At 68.6% G+C, this 19137-nt stretch carries 19 protein-coding genes; 8 read left to right on the top strand and 11 right to left on the bottom strand.

Annotated elements, in window-relative coordinates; translation table 11 throughout:
- Positions 1-16 precede the first annotated feature (16 nt).
- The 7 genes from VGJ96_01000 to nosZ all read right to left on the bottom strand — a co-directional run bounded on the left by VGJ96_01000 (position 17) and on the right by nosZ (position 6483).
- On the bottom strand, positions 17-463 hold the full coding sequence (locus VGJ96_01000; GenBank protein HEY3285679.1) for a c-type cytochrome: 447 nt from the start codon (positions 461-463) through the stop codon (positions 17-19).
- Positions 464-496: 33 nt separating this feature from the next.
- A complete protein-coding gene (locus VGJ96_00995; GenBank protein ID HEY3285678.1) occupies positions 497-1315 on the bottom strand; it encodes an ABC transporter permease subunit in 819 nt (272 codons plus the stop codon).
- On the bottom strand, positions 1282-2067 hold the full coding sequence (locus VGJ96_00990; GenBank protein ID HEY3285677.1) for an ABC transporter ATP-binding protein: 786 nt from the start codon (positions 2065-2067) through the stop codon (positions 1282-1284). The genes VGJ96_00995 and VGJ96_00990 overlap by 34 nt, the downstream gene beginning before the upstream one ends.
- On the bottom strand, positions 2064-3302 hold the full coding sequence (locus tag VGJ96_00985) for a nitrous oxide reductase family maturation protein NosD (protein ID HEY3285676.1): 1239 nt from the start codon (positions 3300-3302) through the stop codon (positions 2064-2066). The genes VGJ96_00990 and VGJ96_00985 overlap by 4 nt, the downstream gene beginning before the upstream one ends.
- Positions 3302-3763 carry a nitrous oxide reductase accessory protein NosL gene (locus tag VGJ96_00980; GenBank protein HEY3285675.1) on the bottom strand — a complete coding sequence of 154 codons (462 nt, stop codon included), beginning with the start codon at positions 3761-3763 and terminating at the stop codon, positions 3302-3304. Before VGJ96_00980 ends, VGJ96_00985 begins: the two co-directional genes overlap by 1 nt.
- Before the next feature lie 25 nt (positions 3764-3788).
- Positions 3789-4388, bottom strand: a complete 600-nt coding sequence (locus VGJ96_00975; protein ID HEY3285674.1) for a hypothetical protein — start codon at positions 4386-4388, stop codon at positions 3789-3791.
- Between the two features lie 82 nt (positions 4389-4470).
- Positions 4471-6483, bottom strand: coding sequence for a Sec-dependent nitrous-oxide reductase (gene nosZ, locus VGJ96_00970; GenBank protein ID HEY3285673.1), 2013 nt, complete (start codon positions 6481-6483; stop codon positions 4471-4473).
- Between the two features lie 253 nt (positions 6484-6736).
- Here nosZ and VGJ96_00965 point away from each other — a divergent pair, with 253 nt between their 5' ends.
- Complete coding sequence (locus VGJ96_00965) at positions 6737-7168, top strand: Rrf2 family transcriptional regulator (protein HEY3285672.1); 432 nt, start codon at positions 6737-6739, stop codon at positions 7166-7168.
- On the opposite strand, the gene VGJ96_00960 is transcribed toward VGJ96_00965, so the two are convergent.
- Positions 7149-7769, bottom strand: coding sequence for a Maf family protein (locus VGJ96_00960; GenBank protein ID HEY3285671.1), 621 nt, complete (start codon positions 7767-7769; stop codon positions 7149-7151). The two genes, VGJ96_00965 and VGJ96_00960, sit on opposite strands and share 20 nt — an antisense overlap.
- A 34-nt stretch (positions 7770-7803) precedes the next feature.
- Between VGJ96_00960 and VGJ96_00955 the strand changes: the two genes are divergently transcribed.
- Positions 7804-8985: an aminotransferase class I/II-fold pyridoxal phosphate-dependent enzyme gene (locus VGJ96_00955; GenBank protein HEY3285670.1), complete on the top strand. Its 1182-nt coding sequence runs from the start codon at positions 7804-7806 to the stop codon at positions 8983-8985.
- Positions 8986-9040: 55 nt separating this feature from the next.
- On the opposite strand, the gene dtd is transcribed toward VGJ96_00955, so the two are convergent.
- Positions 9041-9478 carry a D-aminoacyl-tRNA deacylase gene (dtd, locus tag VGJ96_00950; protein HEY3285669.1) on the bottom strand — a complete coding sequence of 146 codons (438 nt, stop codon included), beginning with the start codon at positions 9476-9478 and terminating at the stop codon, positions 9041-9043.
- Positions 9479-9552: 74 nt separating this feature from the next.
- Here dtd and VGJ96_00945 point away from each other — a divergent pair, with 74 nt between their 5' ends.
- Positions 9553-10182, top strand: coding sequence for a hypothetical protein (locus tag VGJ96_00945; protein HEY3285668.1), 630 nt, complete (start codon positions 9553-9555; stop codon positions 10180-10182).
- Between the two features lie 15 nt (positions 10183-10197).
- Here VGJ96_00945 and glmS read toward each other — a convergent pair whose 3' ends face one another.
- A complete protein-coding gene (gene glmS / locus VGJ96_00940) occupies positions 10198-12024 on the bottom strand; it encodes a glutamine--fructose-6-phosphate transaminase (isomerizing) (GenBank protein HEY3285667.1) in 1827 nt (608 codons plus the stop codon).
- Positions 12025-12049: 25 nt separating this feature from the next.
- Entirely contained in the window at positions 12050-13417 is a 1368-nt protein-coding gene (gene glmM, locus VGJ96_00935) for a phosphoglucosamine mutase (protein ID HEY3285666.1), read from the bottom strand.
- A 131-nt stretch (positions 13418-13548) separates the two neighbouring features.
- On the opposite strand from glmM, the gene VGJ96_00930 reads away from it, so the two are divergent.
- The 5 genes from VGJ96_00930 (at position 13549) to mutM (ending at position 19134) form a co-directional block, all read left to right on the top strand.
- Positions 13549-14739 (top strand): AMP-binding protein, encoded by a 1191-nt coding sequence (locus tag VGJ96_00930; GenBank protein HEY3285665.1) that lies wholly within the window; start codon positions 13549-13551, stop codon positions 14737-14739.
- A 45-nt stretch (positions 14740-14784) separates the two neighbouring features.
- Positions 14785-15954, top strand: coding sequence for a PLP-dependent aspartate aminotransferase family protein (locus tag VGJ96_00925; protein HEY3285664.1), 1170 nt, complete (start codon positions 14785-14787; stop codon positions 15952-15954).
- Between the two features lie 69 nt (positions 15955-16023).
- The gene (locus tag VGJ96_00920; protein ID HEY3285663.1) at positions 16024-17007 is read left to right on the top strand and encodes a M48 family metallopeptidase; all 984 of its coding nucleotides are present in this window, start codon (positions 16024-16026) and stop codon (positions 17005-17007) included.
- Entirely contained in the window at positions 17004-18290 is a 1287-nt protein-coding gene (gene purD / locus VGJ96_00915) for a phosphoribosylamine--glycine ligase (protein HEY3285662.1), read from the top strand. The genes VGJ96_00920 and purD overlap by 4 nt, the downstream gene beginning before the upstream one ends.
- Positions 18274-19134 (top strand): bifunctional DNA-formamidopyrimidine glycosylase/DNA-(apurinic or apyrimidinic site) lyase, encoded by an 861-nt coding sequence (gene mutM, locus VGJ96_00910; protein HEY3285661.1) that lies wholly within the window; start codon positions 18274-18276, stop codon positions 19132-19134. Before purD ends, mutM begins: the two co-directional genes overlap by 17 nt.
- Positions 19135-19137 lie beyond the last annotated feature (3 nt).

Raw genomic sequence — 19137 nt, 5'->3', positions numbered from 1 at the left:
GGCGCGAGAGCGGAGCTTACTGACCGACCTTGTGGCTCAAGCTGTACACGTACGCGGCCACGGCGCGGTGCTTCTCGGGCGTAAGCGGCGCGCCGCCGAACGGCGGCATCACGCCGAGGTACTGCTTGGGCTGCGGCACGCCCGTCTCGATCTGGTGATAGATGGCACCAAAGCTTCCGTCGCTGTGCAGCCAGGTGGAGTCGGTGAGGTTCGGCGCGACCGTGCCGCCCTTGGCATCGGGGCCGTGGCAGGCCTGGCAGGACGTCGCCCCGATCAGCCCGTGAAACAGGCTGTCGCCGAGCGCGAGTTCCTGCGGCGTGATCGATTTGGGGTCCAGCGTGGCCGGATCAACGCTGGCCGCCGGGGCGGCGGCGGCCGTGTCGGCGGAGGATTCGGCGGCGCCACCGCAGGCCGCGGCAACGAGTGTGAGGGCAACCAACGAACTGCGGACCATGTGACGCATGACAGCGGCTCCTGAGGGGCTGAGGGAAAGCGGTTAGAAATCGCGGCGGAGGAAGCGGCGCCCGGCGAATCCGAGCGGCACAAGCCACCAGCCAAGCAGCGCAGCGGCGGCGACGCCGATGCCGAGAGAAGTGCCAAACGTGTGCTGGAACAGCGCCCCGGTGTACCCCATCAGGGCGGAGACGTCGAGCTGCGTGATCACCAGCACGCGCGCGACGTCCACGGGATTGGCGAGCATCAGCGCGAGCAACGGACGCTCGAGCGGATAGTTGCCGAAGGCGGCAGCCGCGCCCAGCACGAGGCCGTCGTAGATGACGGTCGCGGCCAGCCAGGCGCCCAAGGCAAGCCCGACGCCCTTCAGCCGGTCGTCAGTGTGCAGCGCGATCCAGGTGGCGATGGCGGCAAACGCGAACGAAAGCCCCACACCGGCGCCGAGCAGCGCCACCACGCCGCCGATCGACGCACCGCCCGAGGCGTGAATCGCGAAGGGCACGCCCGCTCCCACCACGAACGCGCCGGCGAGCGGGAGCGCCAGGCCAAGATACAGTCCGGTGAACAGCTCGCGGCGCGGCACGGGCTGCGCGAGCAGGAGTTCCACGAACTCGCGTGACGCGTAGACGTGGATGGTGCCGAAGACGAGCGCCACCAGCGGGAGCACGAGCAGGACGAGGTTCAGCATGCTGAGCAGAACCTGCGGTCCGGTGCCGCCGAACCAGAAGAGCCCTTCGGCGATCGCGAGGAAGCCGAGCGTGTACGCGACGATCCAGCGGTTGCGCGACAGATCGCGCAGTCCGGCGTGCAGGACGAGCGACACGACGTTCATACGGCCCCCTTCGGCTGCGGCGCCAGCCACGGCGCCAGCCCGCGCGAATCCTCCGACGCGGTGCTCGCCCGCGGCGCGGCGCGCTGCACGCGCATCAGCCCCGCAATGGCATCCTCCAGCGACCGCTCGCCGGTGCGTTCCAGCAGCGCGGCCACCGACCCCGAGAAGCGCAGGCGTCCGTCGCACAGGAAGGCCACGTCGTCGGCCAGCGACTCGAGCTCAGTCATGATGTGCGACGTGATGAGCACCGAGCGCCCCTCGCGGCGCACCGCGCGGATCTTCTCCTTGAGCACGTTCGCCGAGAGCGGATCGAGCCCCGCCGTCGGCTCGTCGAGGATGAGCAGCGACGGCTTGAACATGAACGCGATCACCGCGTTCACCTTCTGCTTGGTGCCGCCCGACAGCGTCCCCACGAACTTGCCGCGGATCCCGTCCATGTCGTAGGCCCGCGCGAGGTCGTCGTCGGTGGCCTCGCCCGGTCGCAGCTGCGACACGAGATCGAGCACGTCGCCGACCCGCAGGTTGACGGGGAAGTGCGCCGCCTGCGGCATGTAGCCGATGGCGCGGCGGTACGAACCCGCCTCGTCGGCCGGCTGGCCAGCCACCTGCAGCGCGCCGTGGTCGGCGCGCGTGAGGCCGAGCACGATCTTGATGAGCGTCGTCTTGCCGGAGCCGTTGGGCCCCACCAGCGCCGTCACGGCGCCGGGCCGCACGGTCATGGAGACGTCCTGCAGGACGTCGAGCGTGCCGTAACGCTTGCGAATGGTGTCGAGGATGATCATTGGGGGGGACGCATGAGGGGACGGCGGTCGACGAGCGCCTCCGGCGTCAGCACCGGCAGGACGCGCTCGGCCGCATCGAGAATCGAAACCAGGGGGCTGCGCAGGAGCAGGAGCGCCGCCGGATGCTGCTCGACGACGAGGGCGAACAGGCGCACCGGGTGAAAGGCCGTGTCGCCCACGCCATCGCGATCGAGGTCGTAGCCGGCGTACTCGTCCCACCAGTTGCCGTCGAAGGTCGAGTTGGCGCTGCGCGAGTTGGTGGTGACGTCGAACGCGTTCCCCGAGAAGCGGTTCGCGGTGAACGTGTTCTCGTCGGCGTCGGCCAGCACCTTGGCCGCCCAGCCGTTCTGCGTGAACACGTTGCCCTTCACCATCAGGCGGGACGAGCCCTCGACGAACAGCCCGGTGGAGTTCCGGTCGAAGGTGTTGCCCGAGATCTCGCCGCCCATGATGTCCTTGAGCAGCAGGCCGTAGGCGGCGCTCCCCCACGACCGCTCGAACCGGTTGTCGGCGATGCGCACGCCGCGGCTGTACATCACCGCCACGCCCGACATGTTGTCGCGGAACGTGTTGCGCTCGTACGCGCACGAGTCGCTGAACATGAAGTGCAGGCCATAGCGCTGGCTGTGCTCGCTCACGTTGTCGCGCGTGATGCCGTGCGCGGAAAATTCGAAGTAGATGCCGTCGCGGTGCCCGCGTACCGTGTTGCGCTCGACGCGCGCGCCGGGCGAGTACCACAGGTGGATGCCGTTGCCGCTTTCCGTCTGCCGCGTCCCCTCGGCCTCGAGGTCGTTGTCGCGCACGATGCAGTCCACCGAACGCTGCAGGTAGATCCCCCACAGGTTCTTGCGCAGGCGGTTCCCCTCGATGACGCAGTTGCGCACGTTGCGCGCGCGAATCCCCGCCCGGTCCTCGAGGTTCGAGATCCCGGTGTTCATCGCCACGAGGCCGCGCACCGTGACGTCGTCGGCCGCGATGACGAGCACCTCGCGCGCCCCCTGGCCATCGAGCACCGGCCATCCCTGCCCTTCGACGAGCAGGCGCGGCGTGCGCACGACGAGGGTCGGCTCACGATACGTGCCGGCCCGGACCAGCACGCGATCACCCGGCTGCGCCGCAGCCAGCGCGGCGGTGATGGTCGCGAACTGTCCGCCCTTGCCGACGGTGAGGTCGGTCGCGTGCGCCACGCGAACCAGGCCGACGGTGAGCAACGCCGTGAGCAGCAGACGACGCATTAGTGCTGCCCCATGCTCGCCGTGTCGGCGAGCAGCTCGGCCCACGTCGTCACGCGGCCGCCGAGCATCGTGCGCTGCTCCTCGGCCTTCGCGGCGCTCGCAAAACCGACCACGGAGCCACCCATCGGACCCTGCAGCATGCCACCCTGCAGGAAGCCCGCGGCGGTCACCGGGACGAAGCTTCCCGGGTGCTGCAGGTCGATGATGTAGATGTCGCCCCGCTGGTCGGCGGGCGTGGCGCGCGCCCACGACAGCAGGCACTCGGCGGCGTCGAACTTGAGCACGCGCCCGGTGGGAAGCACCGCTTCGCCGCCAAAACGCGCGTCGGAGATGGTCATGCGGCAGTAGCCGCACTGGTCCTCGTTGAGAACCACGGGTTCAGGTTCGCGTCCACGGCAGGCGCCAAGGAGCAGCGCCAGCGCGAGGAGGGCGGGACGACACGGGGGGACGAGTCGGCGCATGGGAGTCTGGGAGCTGTGACCGGCGCTATGCGACGCGGTCGGGGGAAATCGGCGCCCGGCGGTACGATTGCCAGACGGCGACCGCGACAAGCGCCGTCGCGATCACGAGGAGCCACCCGCCAGAGGCGGGCCAGGAGGTGGCCGTGAAGTTCAGCAACTGCTTGGAGCCGATGAGCGGCGGCTGGTACGTCATGTCCGGGATCTTGATGATCGCCGTCTCGACGTCGAGGTCGTGCCCGTACTCGTAGCCCCACTTCCAGTAGTCGTAGAGCCCGGCGGCCAGCACGGCACCGAACGCCGCCGTCCAGGCGGAGAGCACGCCGCGCTTGCCGAGCGCGGCCACGCCGAGCGCGGACACGACCAGCACGCCGAGGATCGCCGGCATGTACTTCAGCTCGGGAATCGCATCCGGCTCGATGCGCTTCATCCCGATGTAGTGGTTCAGGTTGTTGATGCTGTTGAGGTCCTGCTCCTTCACGCCCACAACCGTGTTGACGCGGATGAGCATTCCCAGCCCCTCGGGATACTGCGGCGCGACGAGATCGACGCGCCAGAGCGGCAGGACGAAGCCGGCGCACATGAGCAACGCGGCGACGGCGACGAGGATTCGGGCGGACTTGGGCACTGTGGACTCGCGTGGGGAGACGGAGACGCGGGGGCGGCCAGGGGGCGGGCGACGGGACCGCCGCGCCCCCGGACCGATCCTGCTACTGCTGCTGCTTCGGGCCGGCCTCGGCCTTGGGCAGGGACTGCGGACCTCTGGAGGTGACACCGCTCAGCGCCACCGAACTGCCGGCCGGCGAGACGCGGACGTACCCCTGCATTTCCTGGTGCAGCGCCGAGCAGAAGTCGGTGCAATACATCGGGTAGACGCCGGGCTTCTTCGGGGTCCACTGCAGCGTGCGGGTCTCACCCGGCATGATGAGCAGCTCGCCGTTGGTGGCGCCCATCACGGCGAAGCCATGCGGGACGTCCCAGTCCTGCTCGAGGTTGGTGACGTGGAACAGCACCGTGTCACCCACCTGGACCCCTTCGATGTTGTCCGGCGAGAAGTGCGAGCGGATGGCGGTCATGCGCACGTGCACCTTCTTCCCTTCGCGGCTGATCCCCGTCTCCTTCTCCGAGCGCGAGACGTGCGGCGCCTTGCTGTCGGCCAGCTTGAAGAACTTGATCTGCTTGTCCTTGATCTTCTTCGCCTCGATGGCCTGGGCGTAGTGCGGCTCGCCCTCAGTGGGGAAGTCGAGCAGGAGCTTCATCTTGTCGCCCGAGATGTCATAGAGCTGCGCGCTCTGCGTGAGCTCGGGACCCGTGGGCAGGTAGCGGTCCTTGGTGATCTTGTCCATCGCCACCATGTACTTGGCGTTCGGCTTCATCGTGCCGCCGCCCGGAATCATCAGGTGGCCCACCGAGTAGTACGTCGGGACGCGGTCCACGACTTCCCACGTGCCGAGCTTCCACTTCACGACTTCCGACGAGATGAAGAACGAGGTGTACGCGTAGCCCTTGCCGTCGAACTCGGTGTGCAGGGGGCCGAGGCCGGGGTTCTTGACCTCGCCGGCAAGCGTCGCGTCGTACTTCAGCACCGGGATGCCATCAATGTTGCCTTCGAAGGCCTTGGCCTCGATGGCCTTGATCATCTTGGAGAACGAGTGCACCGGGATGACGGAGGCCAGCTTGCCGCCGGCGACGATGTACTCGCCCGTCGGGTCCACGTCGGCGCCGTGCGGCGACTTGGGCGTCGGGAGGAAGTAGATCGCGCCCGGGCAGTCCTTGGCCTCGAACTGCGGCACCGAAGTGACGGTCTCGGACTTCGCCACGCGCGTGAACTCGTCGGTGAAGTTGTGCACGTAGCTGGCGGCGACGTTCTTCGTCTTGCCCGCCTTCGCGCAGCCCTCGATCGCCTTCCAGTTGACGGCGGCGACGAAGTCCTTGTCGTTCTGCGAGGCGTTCACCTCGAGCAGCGAGTTGGCCTGCTCGGTGTTGTACATCGAGAAGAAGACCCAGCCGTTGCTCGGCCCCTTTCCGGCGCGCGCCAGGTCATAGTTGAAGCCCGGCACGATCATCTGGAACGCGATCGCCATCTTCCCCGGCTGGTCGGCGCGGATGAACGAGATCTGCCCCTTGAAGCGCTTCTTGAAGTCGCTGATCGGGACGTCGCTGTTCGGCACCGGCACGCTGAAGCGCGTGGCCGACATCACATACTCGCTGTTCTGCGTGATGTACGGCGAGCCGTGGTTGCCGCCGGCATTCGGGATCTCGAGGATCTCCTCGGTCTCGAAGCGGGTGAGGTCGATGCGCGCGATGCGCGGGGTGTTGTTGGCGTTGATGAAGAGCCAGCGTCCGTCGTCTTCGCCGTTGGTCTGCGACAGCGCCGGGTGGTGCGTGTCGTCCCAGGGCACGAAGCCGTAGCTCGTGTTGAGCATCGGCTTGGTCTCTTCGCTGTAGCCGTAGCCGTTCTCGGGGTACTGCGAGAAGACGGGGATCGTCTTGAGGCGCCGGCCGGACGGGAGCCCGTAGACGCCGATCTGCCCGTTGAAACCGCCGGACATGAAGGCGTAGAACTCGTCATACTGCCCCGGCGCCACGTACACCGCCTTGGCGGCGTCCGCGCTGATGAGGCCGCCGCTGGACGGCCGCTTGGCGCAGGCAAAGGCGAGCAGGGCCGCCGACGCGATCACGCCAGCGCCGGCGAGAGTGCGGAACTTCGGGAACGTTGCCATGGAGGTGCCTCTTCGAAACAGGTGGGGAGACCAGGGCTGCCGGGGCCGCGGACAGCCTGTCCGCCTAATGTGGTGTATCTTACGCTGCGGTGGTAAAGTGGTATACTAGATTCCACTTGAAAAGTCAGGCAAGGTACTGAAATCGTGTCGGGATTCGCCTTCTGGTTTGTCAGGAAGAAGTCCGATCCAAGCACGGCGGGCAATCCGGTATCCTTCCGGCGTCTTTCCACCGCACGTTGCGAGGCCGCACCGCATGCACCTGACCCGGTTCACTGATAACGCCCTGCGCTGCCTCACCTATCTCGCCCTGCATCCGGGCGAGACGGAGACGGTCGGCACCATCGCGCGGCGCATGGCGCTGTCCGAGGACCACCTCGTGAAGGTCGTCCAGCGGCTCGCCCACCTGGGCTACGTGGAGACGATGCGCGGGCGCGGGGGCGGCGTTCGCCTCATCGTCGAACCGGCCAAGATCAATATCGGGGCGGTCGTGCGGCAGACCGAGGAGAACTTCCGGCTCGTCGAGTGCTTCGATCCGGCGCAGAACACCTGTCCCATCGCGCCGTCGTGCGGGATGGCCCCGGCGCTCGATGAGGCGCTCAAGGCCTTTCTCGACGTGCTCGACCGCTACACGCTCGCCGACTTCACGAAGGCACAGCGCAAGCTGCTCAAGCTCCTGATCGCGTAGCGCCGTCGATGAGGCCGTCCGCGAAGGCGTAGTGCACGCCGACGCGGGCGAGCAGCTCGACGAGCCGCCGCAGCCCGAGCCCCATCACGCTGAAGTAGTCGCCGTCGACCCGCTCGACGATGGTCGCGCCGTACCCCTGGATGCCGTACGCCCCGGCCTTGTCCATCGGCTCGCGGGTGGCGATGTAGGCGCGGATCTCCGCGTCGGTCAGCGCGCGAAAGGTCACGCGCACGTCCTCCACCGCGCTCTCCGTGCGCGCGTCGCGCGCCACGGCGATGGCCGTGAACACGGTGTGCTCGCGCCCGGCGAGCCGGCGCAGCATCTGCGCGGCGTGCGCGGCGTCGCGCGGCTTGCCCAGGATGTCGCCGTCCACCACGACGATGGTGTCGGCGGCGATGACCACCGCGTGCGGGTGCGCCTCCGCCAGCGCGTGCGCCTTGGCGCGGGCGAGGCGCTCGGCGTGCGGCGCGGGCGCCTCGGCCGGCAGCACGGATTCGTCGATGTCGGCCGGCCGGACCTCGTGCGCGATGCCGATGAGGTCGAGCAGGTCGCGGCGGCGGGGCGATTGCGAGGCGAGGATGACGACCGGGGCGGAGTTCATGTCGCTAGAATATAGTGGCCCCTTCCCCACGCCCATGACCAACCAGCCCCCGCATTTCGAGACGGCCGCCATCCGCACGCAGGCGCCGCAGTCGGCCGCCCGCGAACACTCGGTGCCGCTCTTTCTCACCTCGTCGTTCGTCTTTGACGACGCCGAGCAGGCGCGCGCCCTCTTCGCCGACGAGATCGAGGGCGCCGTCTACAGCCGCTACTCGAATCCCAACACCGACGAGTTCGTGCGCAAGCTCTGCCTGCTCGAAGGGGGCGAGGACGGCATCGCCACCGCGTCGGGGATGGCGGCGGTGTACGTGGCGATGGCGGCCCTGCTGAAGAGCGGCGACCATGTGGTCGCGGCGCGTTCGCTCTTCGGTTCGACGCACCAGATCCTCACGCGGCTGTTCCCCCGGTGGGGCATCACGTTCACCTACGTGGATGCGAGCGATGATGCGGGATGGCAGGCCGCGATTCGCCCGGAGACGCGACTGCTGTTCGCGGAGTCACCGTCGAACCCGGGCCTCGATGTGCTCGACCTCGAGATGCTCGGCGTCCTTGCCAAGTCGCGCGGCATTCCCCTGATCGTGGACAACTGCTTCGCGACGCCCTACCTGCAGCGCCCGCTGGCAATGGGCGCCTCGCTCGTGGTGCACTCCGCCACCAAGTGGATTGACGGCCAGGGGCGTACGCTGGGCGGCGCCATCGTCGGCGACCGCGCGCTGGTGGCCGAGGCGCGGTACTTCGCGCGGCACACAGGGCCGGCGCTGTCGCCATTCAACGCGTGGGTGCTCTCCAAGAGCCTCGAGACGCTCGCCGTCCGCATGGACCGGCACTGCGCCAATGCCATGGCGCTGGCCACGCACTTCGAGGGGCACGCCGCGCTCGAGGAGGTGCGGTACCCGTTCCTTCCGTCGCACCCGCGGCACGCGCTCGCGCGCCGGCAGATGACGCAGGGCGGCGGCATCGTGGTGCTGGTGCTCAGCGGGGGCTACGCGCGGTGTCGGCGGTTCATCGATGCGCTGCAGCTCTGTTCCCATTCGCCGAACCTGGGCGATACGCGCACCATCGTCACACATCCGACGTCGACCACGCATTCCAAGCTGACGGAGGAGGAGCGTCAGGCCGTGGGCATCGTGCCCGGCCTCGTTCGCATCTCAGCGGGCCTGGAACACATCGACGACGTCATCGGCGATATCGAGCAGGCGCTGGCCGCCTCGGCGTAGCGGCGCGGCTCGCGGGCGTCGGCCAACCGTGCGCCGCGTCGGCGTACCGGCGCGGCTAACGCTCCAGCCAGAGCGTCACGGGTCCGTCGTTCACGAGCTCCACGTCCATCATCGCGCCGAACTCGCCGGTCTCCACCCGCAGGCCGCCCTCGCGCAGCAGCGCGACGAAGCGCTCGTACAATGGAATGGCCTGATCGGGGCGCGCGGCGTCGATGAAACTCGGGCGGCGTCCCTTCTGCGCGTCGCCGTAGAGCGTGAACTGGCTGACGACGAGGACGGCGCCGTTCACGTCGTCGAGGCCGAGGTTCATCTTCCCCTCGGCGTCGCCAAAGAGCCGCAGGCCGGCCACCTTCTCGGCCATCCACGCGGCATTCGCCTCGCTGTCGGCATGTGTGAAGCCGACGAGGAGGAGGAGTCCCCGGCCGATGGCACCGGTGATGCGTTCACCCACGCGCACCTCGGCGCGCGATACCCGCTGCAGGAGCACTCGCATGGCGGGTAAACTAGCGGCTTGCCCGGCGCGCGGCACGGCTGGTTCGCGCTCCTTGCGGACGATAAGATTGCGCCATGACGCATGAGAACCCTTCCCTGCGGGCCATCCACAGCGGCAACGTCCAGGCCAGCTACATCGCCGTGGTCGGCGCCGGCTTTGGCGTGCTGCTGCGCATCGCGGGGATGATCGGCGGCCCGGTCTGGCTGGCAGCGATCGGCGGGGGCGCGGCCGGTTTCTTTGGCGGCCGGGCGGTGATGCGCGCGCTCTTTGGCGGCGGGGAGAAGCTCGCCAAACAGCTCGTCTTCCCCGACGCCGAGGGGACGTACGCTCCGCAATATTCGCACATCCAGGCGCTCGAGGTGCAGGAGAAGCACGCCGAGGCTTTTGACGCCTGGATGCAGGTGGCGGCGGCGCGGCCCGGCAACCCGTCGCCCTTGCTACGCGCCGCCGACCTGAAGCTGCGCCAACTCAACGAACCGGCGGCCGCGCTGGAGATTTACGAGCAGGTGCGCCGCATGCCCGGCATCCGCGAGGAGCACGTGCGCTACGCGTCGCAGAAGATCATCGACATCCACCTCCTCCCGGGCGGCGACGAAGGGCGGGCGCTCGTGGAGCTGCGCCGGTTTATTACGCTATTCCCCGAGGGGCGCGAGGCGGACGGGGCGCGGGCGGCGATTGCGCGCATCAAGACCCATCAGGCGTAGCGCAACGACGACTAGCTACTCCACCGTCACGCTCTTCGCGAGGTTTCGCGGCTGGTCCACGTTTGACCCGCGCTTCACCGCGATGTAGTACGCGAGCAGTTGCAGCGGGATGGACGCGAGCACCGGCATCAGCAGATCCACCGTCTCCGGGATGCGGAACTCGTAATCAAGCAGCCCCTTGAGCGCCGGCTCGTCGCGCGAGGTGATGGCGATGATGTTCCCCTTGCGCGCCTTCACCTCCTGCACGTTCGACACGACCTTGTCGAACACCGCGTCGTGCGGCGCCACGAAGACCACCGGCATCATCTCGTCGATGAGCGCAATCGGCCCGTGCTTCATCTCCGCCGCGGGATAGCCCTCGGCGTGGATGTACGAAATTTCCTTGAGCTTCAGCGCCCCCTCGAGCGCCACCGGGAAGTTCACGCCGCGGCCGAGGTACAAGAAGTTGGGCGCGCGCTTGAACTCCTCAGCGATGTGCTCCACCTGCTCCGCCCGGCTCAGCACCTCGCGGATCTGGTCGGGGAGGGCGTGCAGGGCCCGCGCGATTTCCATTCCGCGCGTGACGCTGAGCCCGCGCTTGCGGGCCAGCTTGAGCGTGAAGAGCGCCAGCGCCACCACCTGGCTGGTGAACGCCTTCGTTGACGCGACGCCAATCTCCGGACCGGCGTGCAGGTAGATGCCGCCGTCGTCCTCGCGGGCGATGGTCGAGCCGACGACGTTCACCAGCCCCAGCGTGCGCGCGCCGCGCCGTTTGGCCTCGCGCATCGCCGCCAGCGTATCGGCCGTCTCGCCTGACTGCGACATCACGATGCAGAGCGTGTTCTCGGTGATGATCGGGTTCCGGTAGCGGAACTCGGAGGCGTACTCCACCTCCACCGGGATGCGGCACAGCTCCTCGATCATCATCTCGCCGATCAGCGCCGAGTGCCACGACGTGCCGCAGGCGGTGATGATGACATTGTCGATGGCCATCAGCTGTTCGTGCGACAGGTTGAGGCCGCCGAGCTTCGACGTGCCGTCCTCGACGATCAGGCGGCCGCGCATGGTGTTCTCCACCGTCTGCGGCTGCTCGAAGATCTCCTTGAGCATGAAGTGCGGGTACCCGCCGCGCTCGATCGCGCCGAGGTCCCAGTCAATCCGGTTGACGGTGCGCGAGAGCGGCGCGGAGTTGGCGTCGATCACGCGGTAGCCGCCGGCCTCGACGACCGCCACGTCCCCGTCGTCGAGGTAGACCACCTGGCGCGTGTGGGCGAGAATGGCCGAGGCGTCGGAGGCGACGAAGTGCTCGCCGTTGCCAATGCCAACGAGCAGCGGGCTGCCCTTGCGCGCCGCGACGATCTTGCCGGGATCGCGGCTGCTGATGATGGCCAGGCCGTAGGTCCCCTCGATCTTGGCGAGCGCGGCCAGCACGGCATCTTCGAGCGAGCCGTTGAAGACCGCCTGCACGAGGTGCGCCACGACTTCCGTGTCGGTGTCGCTGCGGAATTCGAAGCCCGATTCCTTGAGCGCCGCCCGCAGGGCATTGGCGTTCTCGATGATGCCGTTGTGCACCACGGCCACCGTGCCGTCCGCGCTCAGGTGCGGGTGCGCGTTGCGCTCGGTGGGCGGACCGTGCGTCGCCCAGCGCGTGTGCCCGACGCCGCAATGACCGTTGACGGGCGCCGCGCTGAGCGCCTGCTCGAGCCGCGCAATCTTGCCCGCGGCGCGGCGAATCTCCACACCGCTGCCGTTGAGCACCGCAACGCCGGCCGAGTCGTAGCCGCGGTACTCCATCCGCTTCAACCCTTCCAGCAGGAACGGAACGGCTTCCTTGCCGCCGATGTAGCCGATGATGCCGCACATGGAGGGCTCCCTGCAGGCCTGGAAGTTATTTCGCGAGCGTCGCGAGCAGTTCGCGCGCGCGGTCAATCAGTACACGCGCCTCAGCCGCCGAGTTCGCTTCGGCGATGACGCGCACAATTGGCTCGGTGCCCGACGGCCTGATGTGCACCCACCGCCCGGGCCAGCCGAGCCGCAAGCCGTCCTGCGTATCCGCGGCCGCGTCCGGGAAGGCATCCTTGAGCGCGGCATAGACGGCATCGAGCGGCGCGGCAGGGCGATCGAGCTTGTCCTTGATGATCGTGTAGCGCGGATAGCGCGCGACGATCGCCGACAGCGGCTCGTCGGCGTTGACGAGCATCTGGAGGATGAGCGCCACGCCGAGCGGCGCGTCGCGGCCGAGATGCAGCTCGGGGAGAATGACCCCGCCGTTGCCTTCACCGCCAACCACGGCACCAGCCGCGCGCATGGCGAGTGCGACGTTCACCTCACCCACCGGCGCGCGCGTGACCACGGCGCCGAACTCCATCGCCTGGTCATCGACGACGAGGCTCGTGGACAGGTTCGTCACCACGACGCCCCGGCGGTGCTTGAGCACCACGCGCGAGGCGAGCGCGAGCGTGTAGTCCTCGCCAATGGGGCGGCCGGTCTCATCCACCAGCGACAGGCGGTCCACGTCGGGGTCCGTGGCAAATCCGATGTCGGCGCCGGTCTTCTTCACCAGGGCGCCCAGGGGGCCAAGGTTTTCCGCCACGGGCTCGGGCGGACGCGGGAAGCGGCCGTCGGTCTCGAGCTCGATGGCCTCAACGGTGCAACCGAGCAGGTCGAGCAGTCGCGTAATGATGATCCCGCCCGCGCCACGGCATGCGTCGTACGCCACGCGGAACTGCCGCGCGCGGATCGCGGCGACGTCAATCATCGGCAGCGCGAGGACCGCGTCGAGGTGTCGCGCCACCGCATCGCCGTCAAAGCGCGTGACGCCGAGCTTGTCGTAGGTGGCGTACGGGATGTCGTCGATGAGGGCGCGCATCGCCGCATTCGCGGTGGCATTCAAGAAGAGGCCATCGTGCCCGATGAACTTCAGCGCGTTCCATTCGATGGGATTGTGGCTCGCCGTGATGTTGAGCCCGCCCGCCGCGTGATGGTGCTCGACCGCCATCTGCAGCGTGGGCGTGGTGGTGATGCCGAGGTCGATGACGTCCGCGCCCACCGATTCGAGCGTCGCGCGGGCCACTTGATGGAAGAGCGGCCCCGACACGCGCGAGTCGCGGCCGAGGACGACGGTGCGGCCGTGTCCCTGCTGCAGCGCCCAGGCGCCGAAGGCGGCGGCGTAGCGCGCGACCACTTCGGGTGACAGGCCGAAGCCCACGCGTCCCCGGATGCCGGAGACGGAGATCATGAGTCTTGGATCAGGCATGAGGGAAAAGTGCAGACGGGAGGCGGGGGACGGTAGACGGGAGAAGGTTCGGCTCTCAATTTGCGCGAGACGGGCGGTCCGCACGAAGCGCCAACCAGCTGCCGTCCGTCCTCCGTCTCCCGTCTGTCTCCTTGTCCAACCCCCTCAGCCTCTTCCCCATCGCCCTCGCCGCCGGCGGCGGCCGCGTGGACGACCTTCCGGCCACCGGGGCGGTCGCCGCGGGCTTCACGCTGCTCCAGCGTTCGGCGCCGCTGGTGCGCGCGATGGCTGGCGTCCGCAGCGCCGTCCTCCTGCCGCCGTCTGCGGCGGTGATGACGGCGCTCGCGGCGAGCGACGGGCGAGGCTGCGTCTTCCTGCCGCCGTCCGCTGACGAGCAGACGATGGCGTCCATGCTCGCGGATGCTGACGTCGGCGCGGTCTTCACCACGCACGCGCTGGCGGCGCACCTGCCCGTCGGGCGGCACGCGGTCGTGCTGCTCGACGACGCGCCGCATGCCGCGACGGTGATCGCGCGTGGCACCGAGACGGTGGTGGACCTCGGTTCGCACTTCGGGCTCGACCTGGAGGGCGAGGAAGAAGCGGGACGCGATGAGGAGTGCGTGATCAGCTACGGCGACTCACCCGCAAGTCCGGCCATCGGCGCCGTCTTCACGCACCGCAATCTGTTGGCGCTGGCGCGCGGCGCGGTGGATGCGGTTTCACTGCTCAAGGGCGACGTGGTGCTCGCCGCGCTACCGCCCGCCAATTTCGCGGGGTTCGCGCTGACCATCGCCGGTCCGCTGCTCGCGGGCGCGCATGTCATCACGCTCCCCCGGTTCGACGCGCAGGCCGCACTGCAGGCCATTGAAGGCCACGGCGTGACCATCCTTGTCGGCGAGTCCGCAATGTTCGCGGCGATGGCCGCGGCGCTCGAAACGCGCGGCCACGGGCTCGCCGCCCCGACCCTGCGCGTCTGCGTCTGCCTCGGCGCCGAAGTCGACATCGCCCTGCAGGACGAGTGGCACCGTCGCACCGGCATCGAACTCCGATTCGCGTTCGGCACACCCGACGCGCCGTTCGCCTGCTTCAATGCCCCGCACTTCCCGAATCGGCGCGGCACCTTGGGCGTTCCCTTCCCTGGGATGCAGGTTTCGGTGCGAAATACGCAGAACGGCGAGCCTGTGCCGAGTGGGAAGGCCGGTGAGTTGTGGCTGCGCGGCGACCCGATGTGCAGCTGGCACTTGAACGCTCCCGCGACGGCCGCACGCCGCGCTGACGGTTGGCTGCCGACCGCGGTGCAGGTGCGTGAGCGTCCTGATGGAGCCTTCGAGCGGGCAACCTAGCCCGCGGCTATCTTTCCCGGCATCCACTTCGCCCTTGGAGATGGCATGACGCGGGTGTTCGACGAAGACCTCAATGCGCGCTTTGCGACGCGGAGCATTCACGCGGGGCAGCGCCCTGATCCCACGACCGGCGCCATCATGCCGCCGATCTACCAGACGTCCACCTACGTACAGGAAGCGCTCGGCGTCAACAAGGGCTACGAGTATGCCCGCGGCAAGAATCCCACACGCGAGGCGCTCGAGCGCAACGTGGCCGCCCTCGAGGGGGCCCGCCATGGCTTCGCCTTCTCGAGCGGGATGGGCTGCCTCGACTCGATCATGAAGCTGTTCGACGCGGGCGACCACATCGTCAGCGGCGAGAACGTCTACGGCGGCACCTTCCGGCTGTTCGACAAGATCCTGCGGCGGATGGGGATGACGTTCACCTTCGTGGACACGCGCGATCCGCAGCGCATCGAGGACGCCATCACGCCGAAGACGAAGGCCGTGCTGGTGGAGACGCCGACGAACCCGATGATGTGGATCTCCGATCTCTCGGCGATTGGCCAGATCGCCAAGCGCCACGGGATCCTGTTCATCGTCGACAACACCTTCGCGACGCCGGCCTTCCAGCGCCCCATCGAGCACGGCGCGCACATCGTCTACCACTCGAGCACCAAGTACCTGAACGGCCACTCGGACATGGTCGGCGGCATCGCCGTCACGGTGGACGACGGCCTGGCCGAGCGGCTGCAGTTCATCGCCAATGCGGCGGGAGCGGTGCCGGGACCGATGGACGCCTGGCTCACCCTGCGCGGCACCAAGACGCTGGCCCTGCGCATGAAGGCGCACGACGCCAACGGCAAGCGCGTGTCGGAATGGCTGGCGAACCGCTGGGGCGCCGAGCGGGTGATCTATCCGGGGCTTCCGTCGCATCCGCAGCACGCCCTCGCCAATAAGCAGATGGCCGGCTTTGGCGGGATGATCAGCGTCGAGATGGGGAGCAAGGAGAAGGCGGCGACGGTGCTGGGCCGCACGCACGTCTACTCGCTCGCCGAGTCGCTGGGCGGCGTCGAGAGCCTGATCAGTCATCCCGCGTCGATGACGCACGCCTCGGTGCCGCCGGAACGGCGCAACGAGATGGGGATCACGGACGGACTCATCCGCCTCTCGACGGGCGTCGAGGACAGCGATGACCTGATCGCCGACCTCGAGCAGGCGTTCAAGGGGCTGTAGCAGCGGAACTTCGCGCGGCGGGGACCCGTAGGTAGGGCAGTCATCCCCGCCGCACATCGAGGAGAACCCATGGCCACCCGCGTGATCCTGACCGACATCGCTCCCACGACGTGGGAACACCCTGCCGACCGCGCCGCACTGAACGCGCTGCGCGCCATTCCCGGTTTCGACCAGGTGGTGCGCAAGATTGCCGCCTTCTTTGGGGAGCGCGGCCTGCGGCAGCTCTTCCTGGCCAACGCCGTGCGATGCGGCCCGAAGCAGCGCCCCGAGCTGGACGCGATGCTCACCGAGGTGCTGGAGGCGCTCGACTGGAAGGAGCGTCCCGAGCTGTACGTCACGCAGTCGCCGATGGTGAACGCGGCGGCGCTCGGCTTCGACAGGCCATTCATCGTCATCAACTCGGGGACGCTCGAGCACCTCGAGCGCGACGAGCAGAAAGTGCTCATTGCGCACGAGGTGGGGCACATCATGAGCGGGCACGTGCTGTACCGCACGGTCGCCACCATTCTCATGACGTTCGGCCTCGGGGCGCTGCCGTTCGTGGCGGTGGCGGTGATGTTCCCGTTCCAGATGGCCTTCCTCGAGTGGTACCGGAAGAGCGAGCTGTCGTCGGACCGCGCGTCGCTGCTCGCCGTGCAGGACCGCCGCACGGTGATGATGACCTTCCTCAAGGTCGCGGGCGGCCCGGCGCACGGGCACACCATCGACCTCGACGCCTTCATGGAACAGGCCGCCGAATACGAGACGCAGGGCGACGCCTGGGACAAGGTGCTGCAAGTGCTCAACACCGCCTTCCGCGAGCATCCGTTCAACACCGTGCGCGCCGGCGAGCTGCAGCGCTACATCGACGCCGGCCGGTATGACAAGGTGATGGCTGGCGAGTACGAGAAGCGCAGCGATGCGCGCCCGTCGGCGCAGGAGGTCGGCGCCGACTTCCGCGCGGCCGGCGAGTACTACGGCGAGCAGGCGAAGGCCGCGGCGGCCAAGGCGACGGAGATTCTCGGCCGGGCCAAGAACGCGTTCACGGACGCCTTCAAGACCGGTTCGCGATGAAGGTCCTGGTTGTCGGCGGCGGCGGACGCGAGCATGCGCTGGCGTGGAAGCTCCTGCAGGACGAGCCGCGCCTCGAGCTGGTCGCCGCCCCCGGCAATCCCGGTATCGCCGTGCTCGGACGCTGCGAACCGGTCTCGGCCACTGACGTCGATGGCATCTGCGCCCTTGCGCAGCGTGAACGCGCCGATCTCGTGGTCGTGGGCCCGGAAGCGCCGCTCGAACTGGGACTCGTGGACCGCCTGCGCACGCTCGGCATCCCCGCCTTCGGACCGACGAAAGCCGCCGCCGAGATTGAGACCAGCAAGCGCTTCGCCAAGGAGTTGATGCTCGCCGCCGGCGTGCCGACGGCGATGGCGCGCACCTTCACGGACGCCGAGGCCGCAAAGGGCGAGGTGCGTCGGCTCGGCGCCCCGATCGTGGTGAAGGCCTCGGGAATCGCCGCAGGAAAGGGTGTGATTGTTGCGCCGACCATCGCCGAAGCCGAAGCGGCCGTCGACAGCATGCTGGTGGACAATGCATTCGGCGCCGCGGGAGCTGAAGTGCTCGTCGAGGAGTTCATGACGGGCGAGGAGCTGTCGGTCTTCGCCCTCACGGATGGTACTGTCGCGCTGCCGATGATCGCGGCGCAGGACCACAAGCGCATCGGCGAGGGTGACACCGGCCCGAACACGGGCGGCATGGGGGCGTACTGCCCCGTCTCCATCGCTCCTCCATCGTTGATTGACGAAACCGTCACGCGGGTGTTCGAGCCCACGCTGCGGGCGATGCGCGAGGCGGGACGGCCGTTCACCGGACTCCTCTACGCGGGACTGATGCTCACGCCGCAGGGGATCAAGGTGGTGGAGTTCAACTGCCGCTTCGGCGATCCCGAGACGCAGGCCATCCTTCCGCTGCTCGATTCATCGTTGCTGGAGCCCATGCTCGCGATCGGGCGTGGCGAGTCGCTCGCGGGACACGCCCCGCTTCGGTGGAAGACGCAGGCCGCCATCACCACGGTCGTCGCCGCGGCCGGCTATCCGGGAACGGTAAAGAGCGGCGACGTCATTACGGTGCCCGCGGTGCCCGCCGATGTGCTCGTCTTCCATGCGGGGACGAAGCATGACGCCGACGGCCGCCTGGTCACCTCCGGCGGACGGGTGCTCGCCGTGACCGCGCTCGCTCGTACCCTTGCCGCCGCGCGCGAAAAGAGCGCCGAGTTCGCCGCGAGCGTGCAGTTCGCGGGGCGGCAGCTGCGCCGCGACATCGGCTGGCGCGAGCTTGCCCGCGGTGCCGGAGCTTCCTGAGACCGAGACGATCGCCCGCGACCTCGACGCGGCGATCGCCGGCGCGAACATCGTGGCGGTGAAAGTCCTGCGCACCGACGTGTTGCGCGGACTCACGTTCCTGGGTGCAGCCGGCCGCGGCCGACCCGCCGAAGCTGCCGAACTTCCATTCGCGCGCTCCGTTAGCAACCGAAGCATCGTGCGGGCCTGGCGCCGGGCGAAGAGTGTCGTGCTTTCGCTCGACAACGAGTCTCATCTCGTGGTCACGCCGCGGTTCACCGGCGCCCTCCTCATCGACGCCCCCGGCACGCCGGATGCATACGCCTGCGTGCGCCTGCGACTTGGCGATGGACGAGAGCTGCGCTACTCCGACGTGCGCCGGTTGGGCACCGTTGCCTTTTTCTCGGCCGAAGCGTTTGCCGAATGGAGCGAGGCCCTCGGCCCCGAACCGCTTGACCCGGCGTTCACCGTCGAGCGATTCTCGGAGTGTCTTCGGGGTTCGAAGCGGGCCATCAAAGCGGTGCTCATGGACCAGACGCGGCTGGCAGGTGTGGGGAACATTTACGCCAACGAGGCGCTCTGGCGTGCGGGGATCCGCCCGTCGCGGCGGGCCGCGTCGCTGACGCGTCACGAGAAGGCACTGCTTCATGGCGAACTGACGGGCGTCCTCCGTGACGCCGTTGCCGCCCGCGGCACCTCATTCCGCGACTATCGCGATGCCTTCGGTGCGCGCGGCGGGTTTGCGGCGCAGCTGCAGGCCTACGGTCGCGCGGGGAAGCCCTGCTCGCGCTGCGGCGCCACGCTGAAGTCGAGCCACGCCATTGATGGACGCGCCACCGTCTGGTGTGGCGGGTGTCAGCGATGAGCC

It is taken from the genome of Gemmatimonadaceae bacterium (genome assembly GCA_036504815.1).
Taxonomy (GTDB): Bacteria; Gemmatimonadota; Gemmatimonadetes; order Gemmatimonadales; family Gemmatimonadaceae; genus PNKL01.
The sequence above is the reverse complement of the archived record's forward strand: the minus strand, read 5'-3'. Positions and strand labels throughout refer to the sequence as shown.

What these genes read in the sequence shown, in the direction of transcription:
- VGJ96_00980 (HEY3285675.1), bottom strand. Translation starts at nt 3,763, where the DNA reads ATGCGCCGACTCGTCCCCCCGTGTCGTCCCGCCCTCCTCGCGCTGGCG.
- dtd (HEY3285669.1), bottom strand. Translation starts at nt 9,478, where the DNA reads ATGCGAGTGCTCCTGCAGCGGGTATCGCGCGCCGAGGTGCGCGTGGGT.
- VGJ96_00945 (HEY3285668.1), top strand. Translation starts at nt 9,553, where the DNA reads ATGACGCATGAGAACCCTTCCCTGCGGGCCATCCACAGCGGCAACGTC.
- VGJ96_00925 (HEY3285664.1), top strand. Translation starts at nt 14,785, where the DNA reads ATGACGCGGGTGTTCGACGAAGACCTCAATGCGCGCTTTGCGACGCGG.
- VGJ96_01000 (HEY3285679.1), bottom strand. Translation starts at nt 463, where the DNA reads ATGCGTCACATGGTCCGCAGTTCGTTGGTTGCCCTCACACTCGTTGCC.
- VGJ96_00965 (HEY3285672.1), top strand. Translation starts at nt 6,737, where the DNA reads ATGCACCTGACCCGGTTCACTGATAACGCCCTGCGCTGCCTCACCTAT.
- glmM (HEY3285666.1), bottom strand. Translation starts at nt 13,417, where the DNA reads ATGCCTGATCCAAGACTCATGATCTCCGTCTCCGGCATCCGGGGACGC.
- nosZ (HEY3285673.1), bottom strand. Translation starts at nt 6,483, where the DNA reads ATGGCAACGTTCCCGAAGTTCCGCACTCTCGCCGGCGCTGGCGTGATC.
- glmS (HEY3285667.1), bottom strand. Translation starts at nt 12,024, where the DNA reads ATGTGCGGCATCATCGGCTACATCGGCGGCAAGGAAGCCGTTCCGTTC.
- purD (HEY3285662.1), top strand. Translation starts at nt 17,004, where the DNA reads ATGAAGGTCCTGGTTGTCGGCGGCGGCGGACGCGAGCATGCGCTGGCG.
- VGJ96_00920 (HEY3285663.1), top strand. Translation starts at nt 16,024, where the DNA reads ATGGCCACCCGCGTGATCCTGACCGACATCGCTCCCACGACGTGGGAA.
- VGJ96_00960 (HEY3285671.1), bottom strand. Translation starts at nt 7,769, where the DNA reads ATGAACTCCGCCCCGGTCGTCATCCTCGCCTCGCAATCGCCCCGCCGC.
- VGJ96_00985 (HEY3285676.1), bottom strand. Translation starts at nt 3,302, where the DNA reads ATGCGTCGTCTGCTGCTCACGGCGTTGCTCACCGTCGGCCTGGTTCGC.
- VGJ96_00990 (HEY3285677.1), bottom strand. Translation starts at nt 2,067, where the DNA reads ATGATCATCCTCGACACCATTCGCAAGCGTTACGGCACGCTCGACGTC.
- VGJ96_00955 (HEY3285670.1), top strand. Translation starts at nt 7,804, where the DNA reads ATGACCAACCAGCCCCCGCATTTCGAGACGGCCGCCATCCGCACGCAG.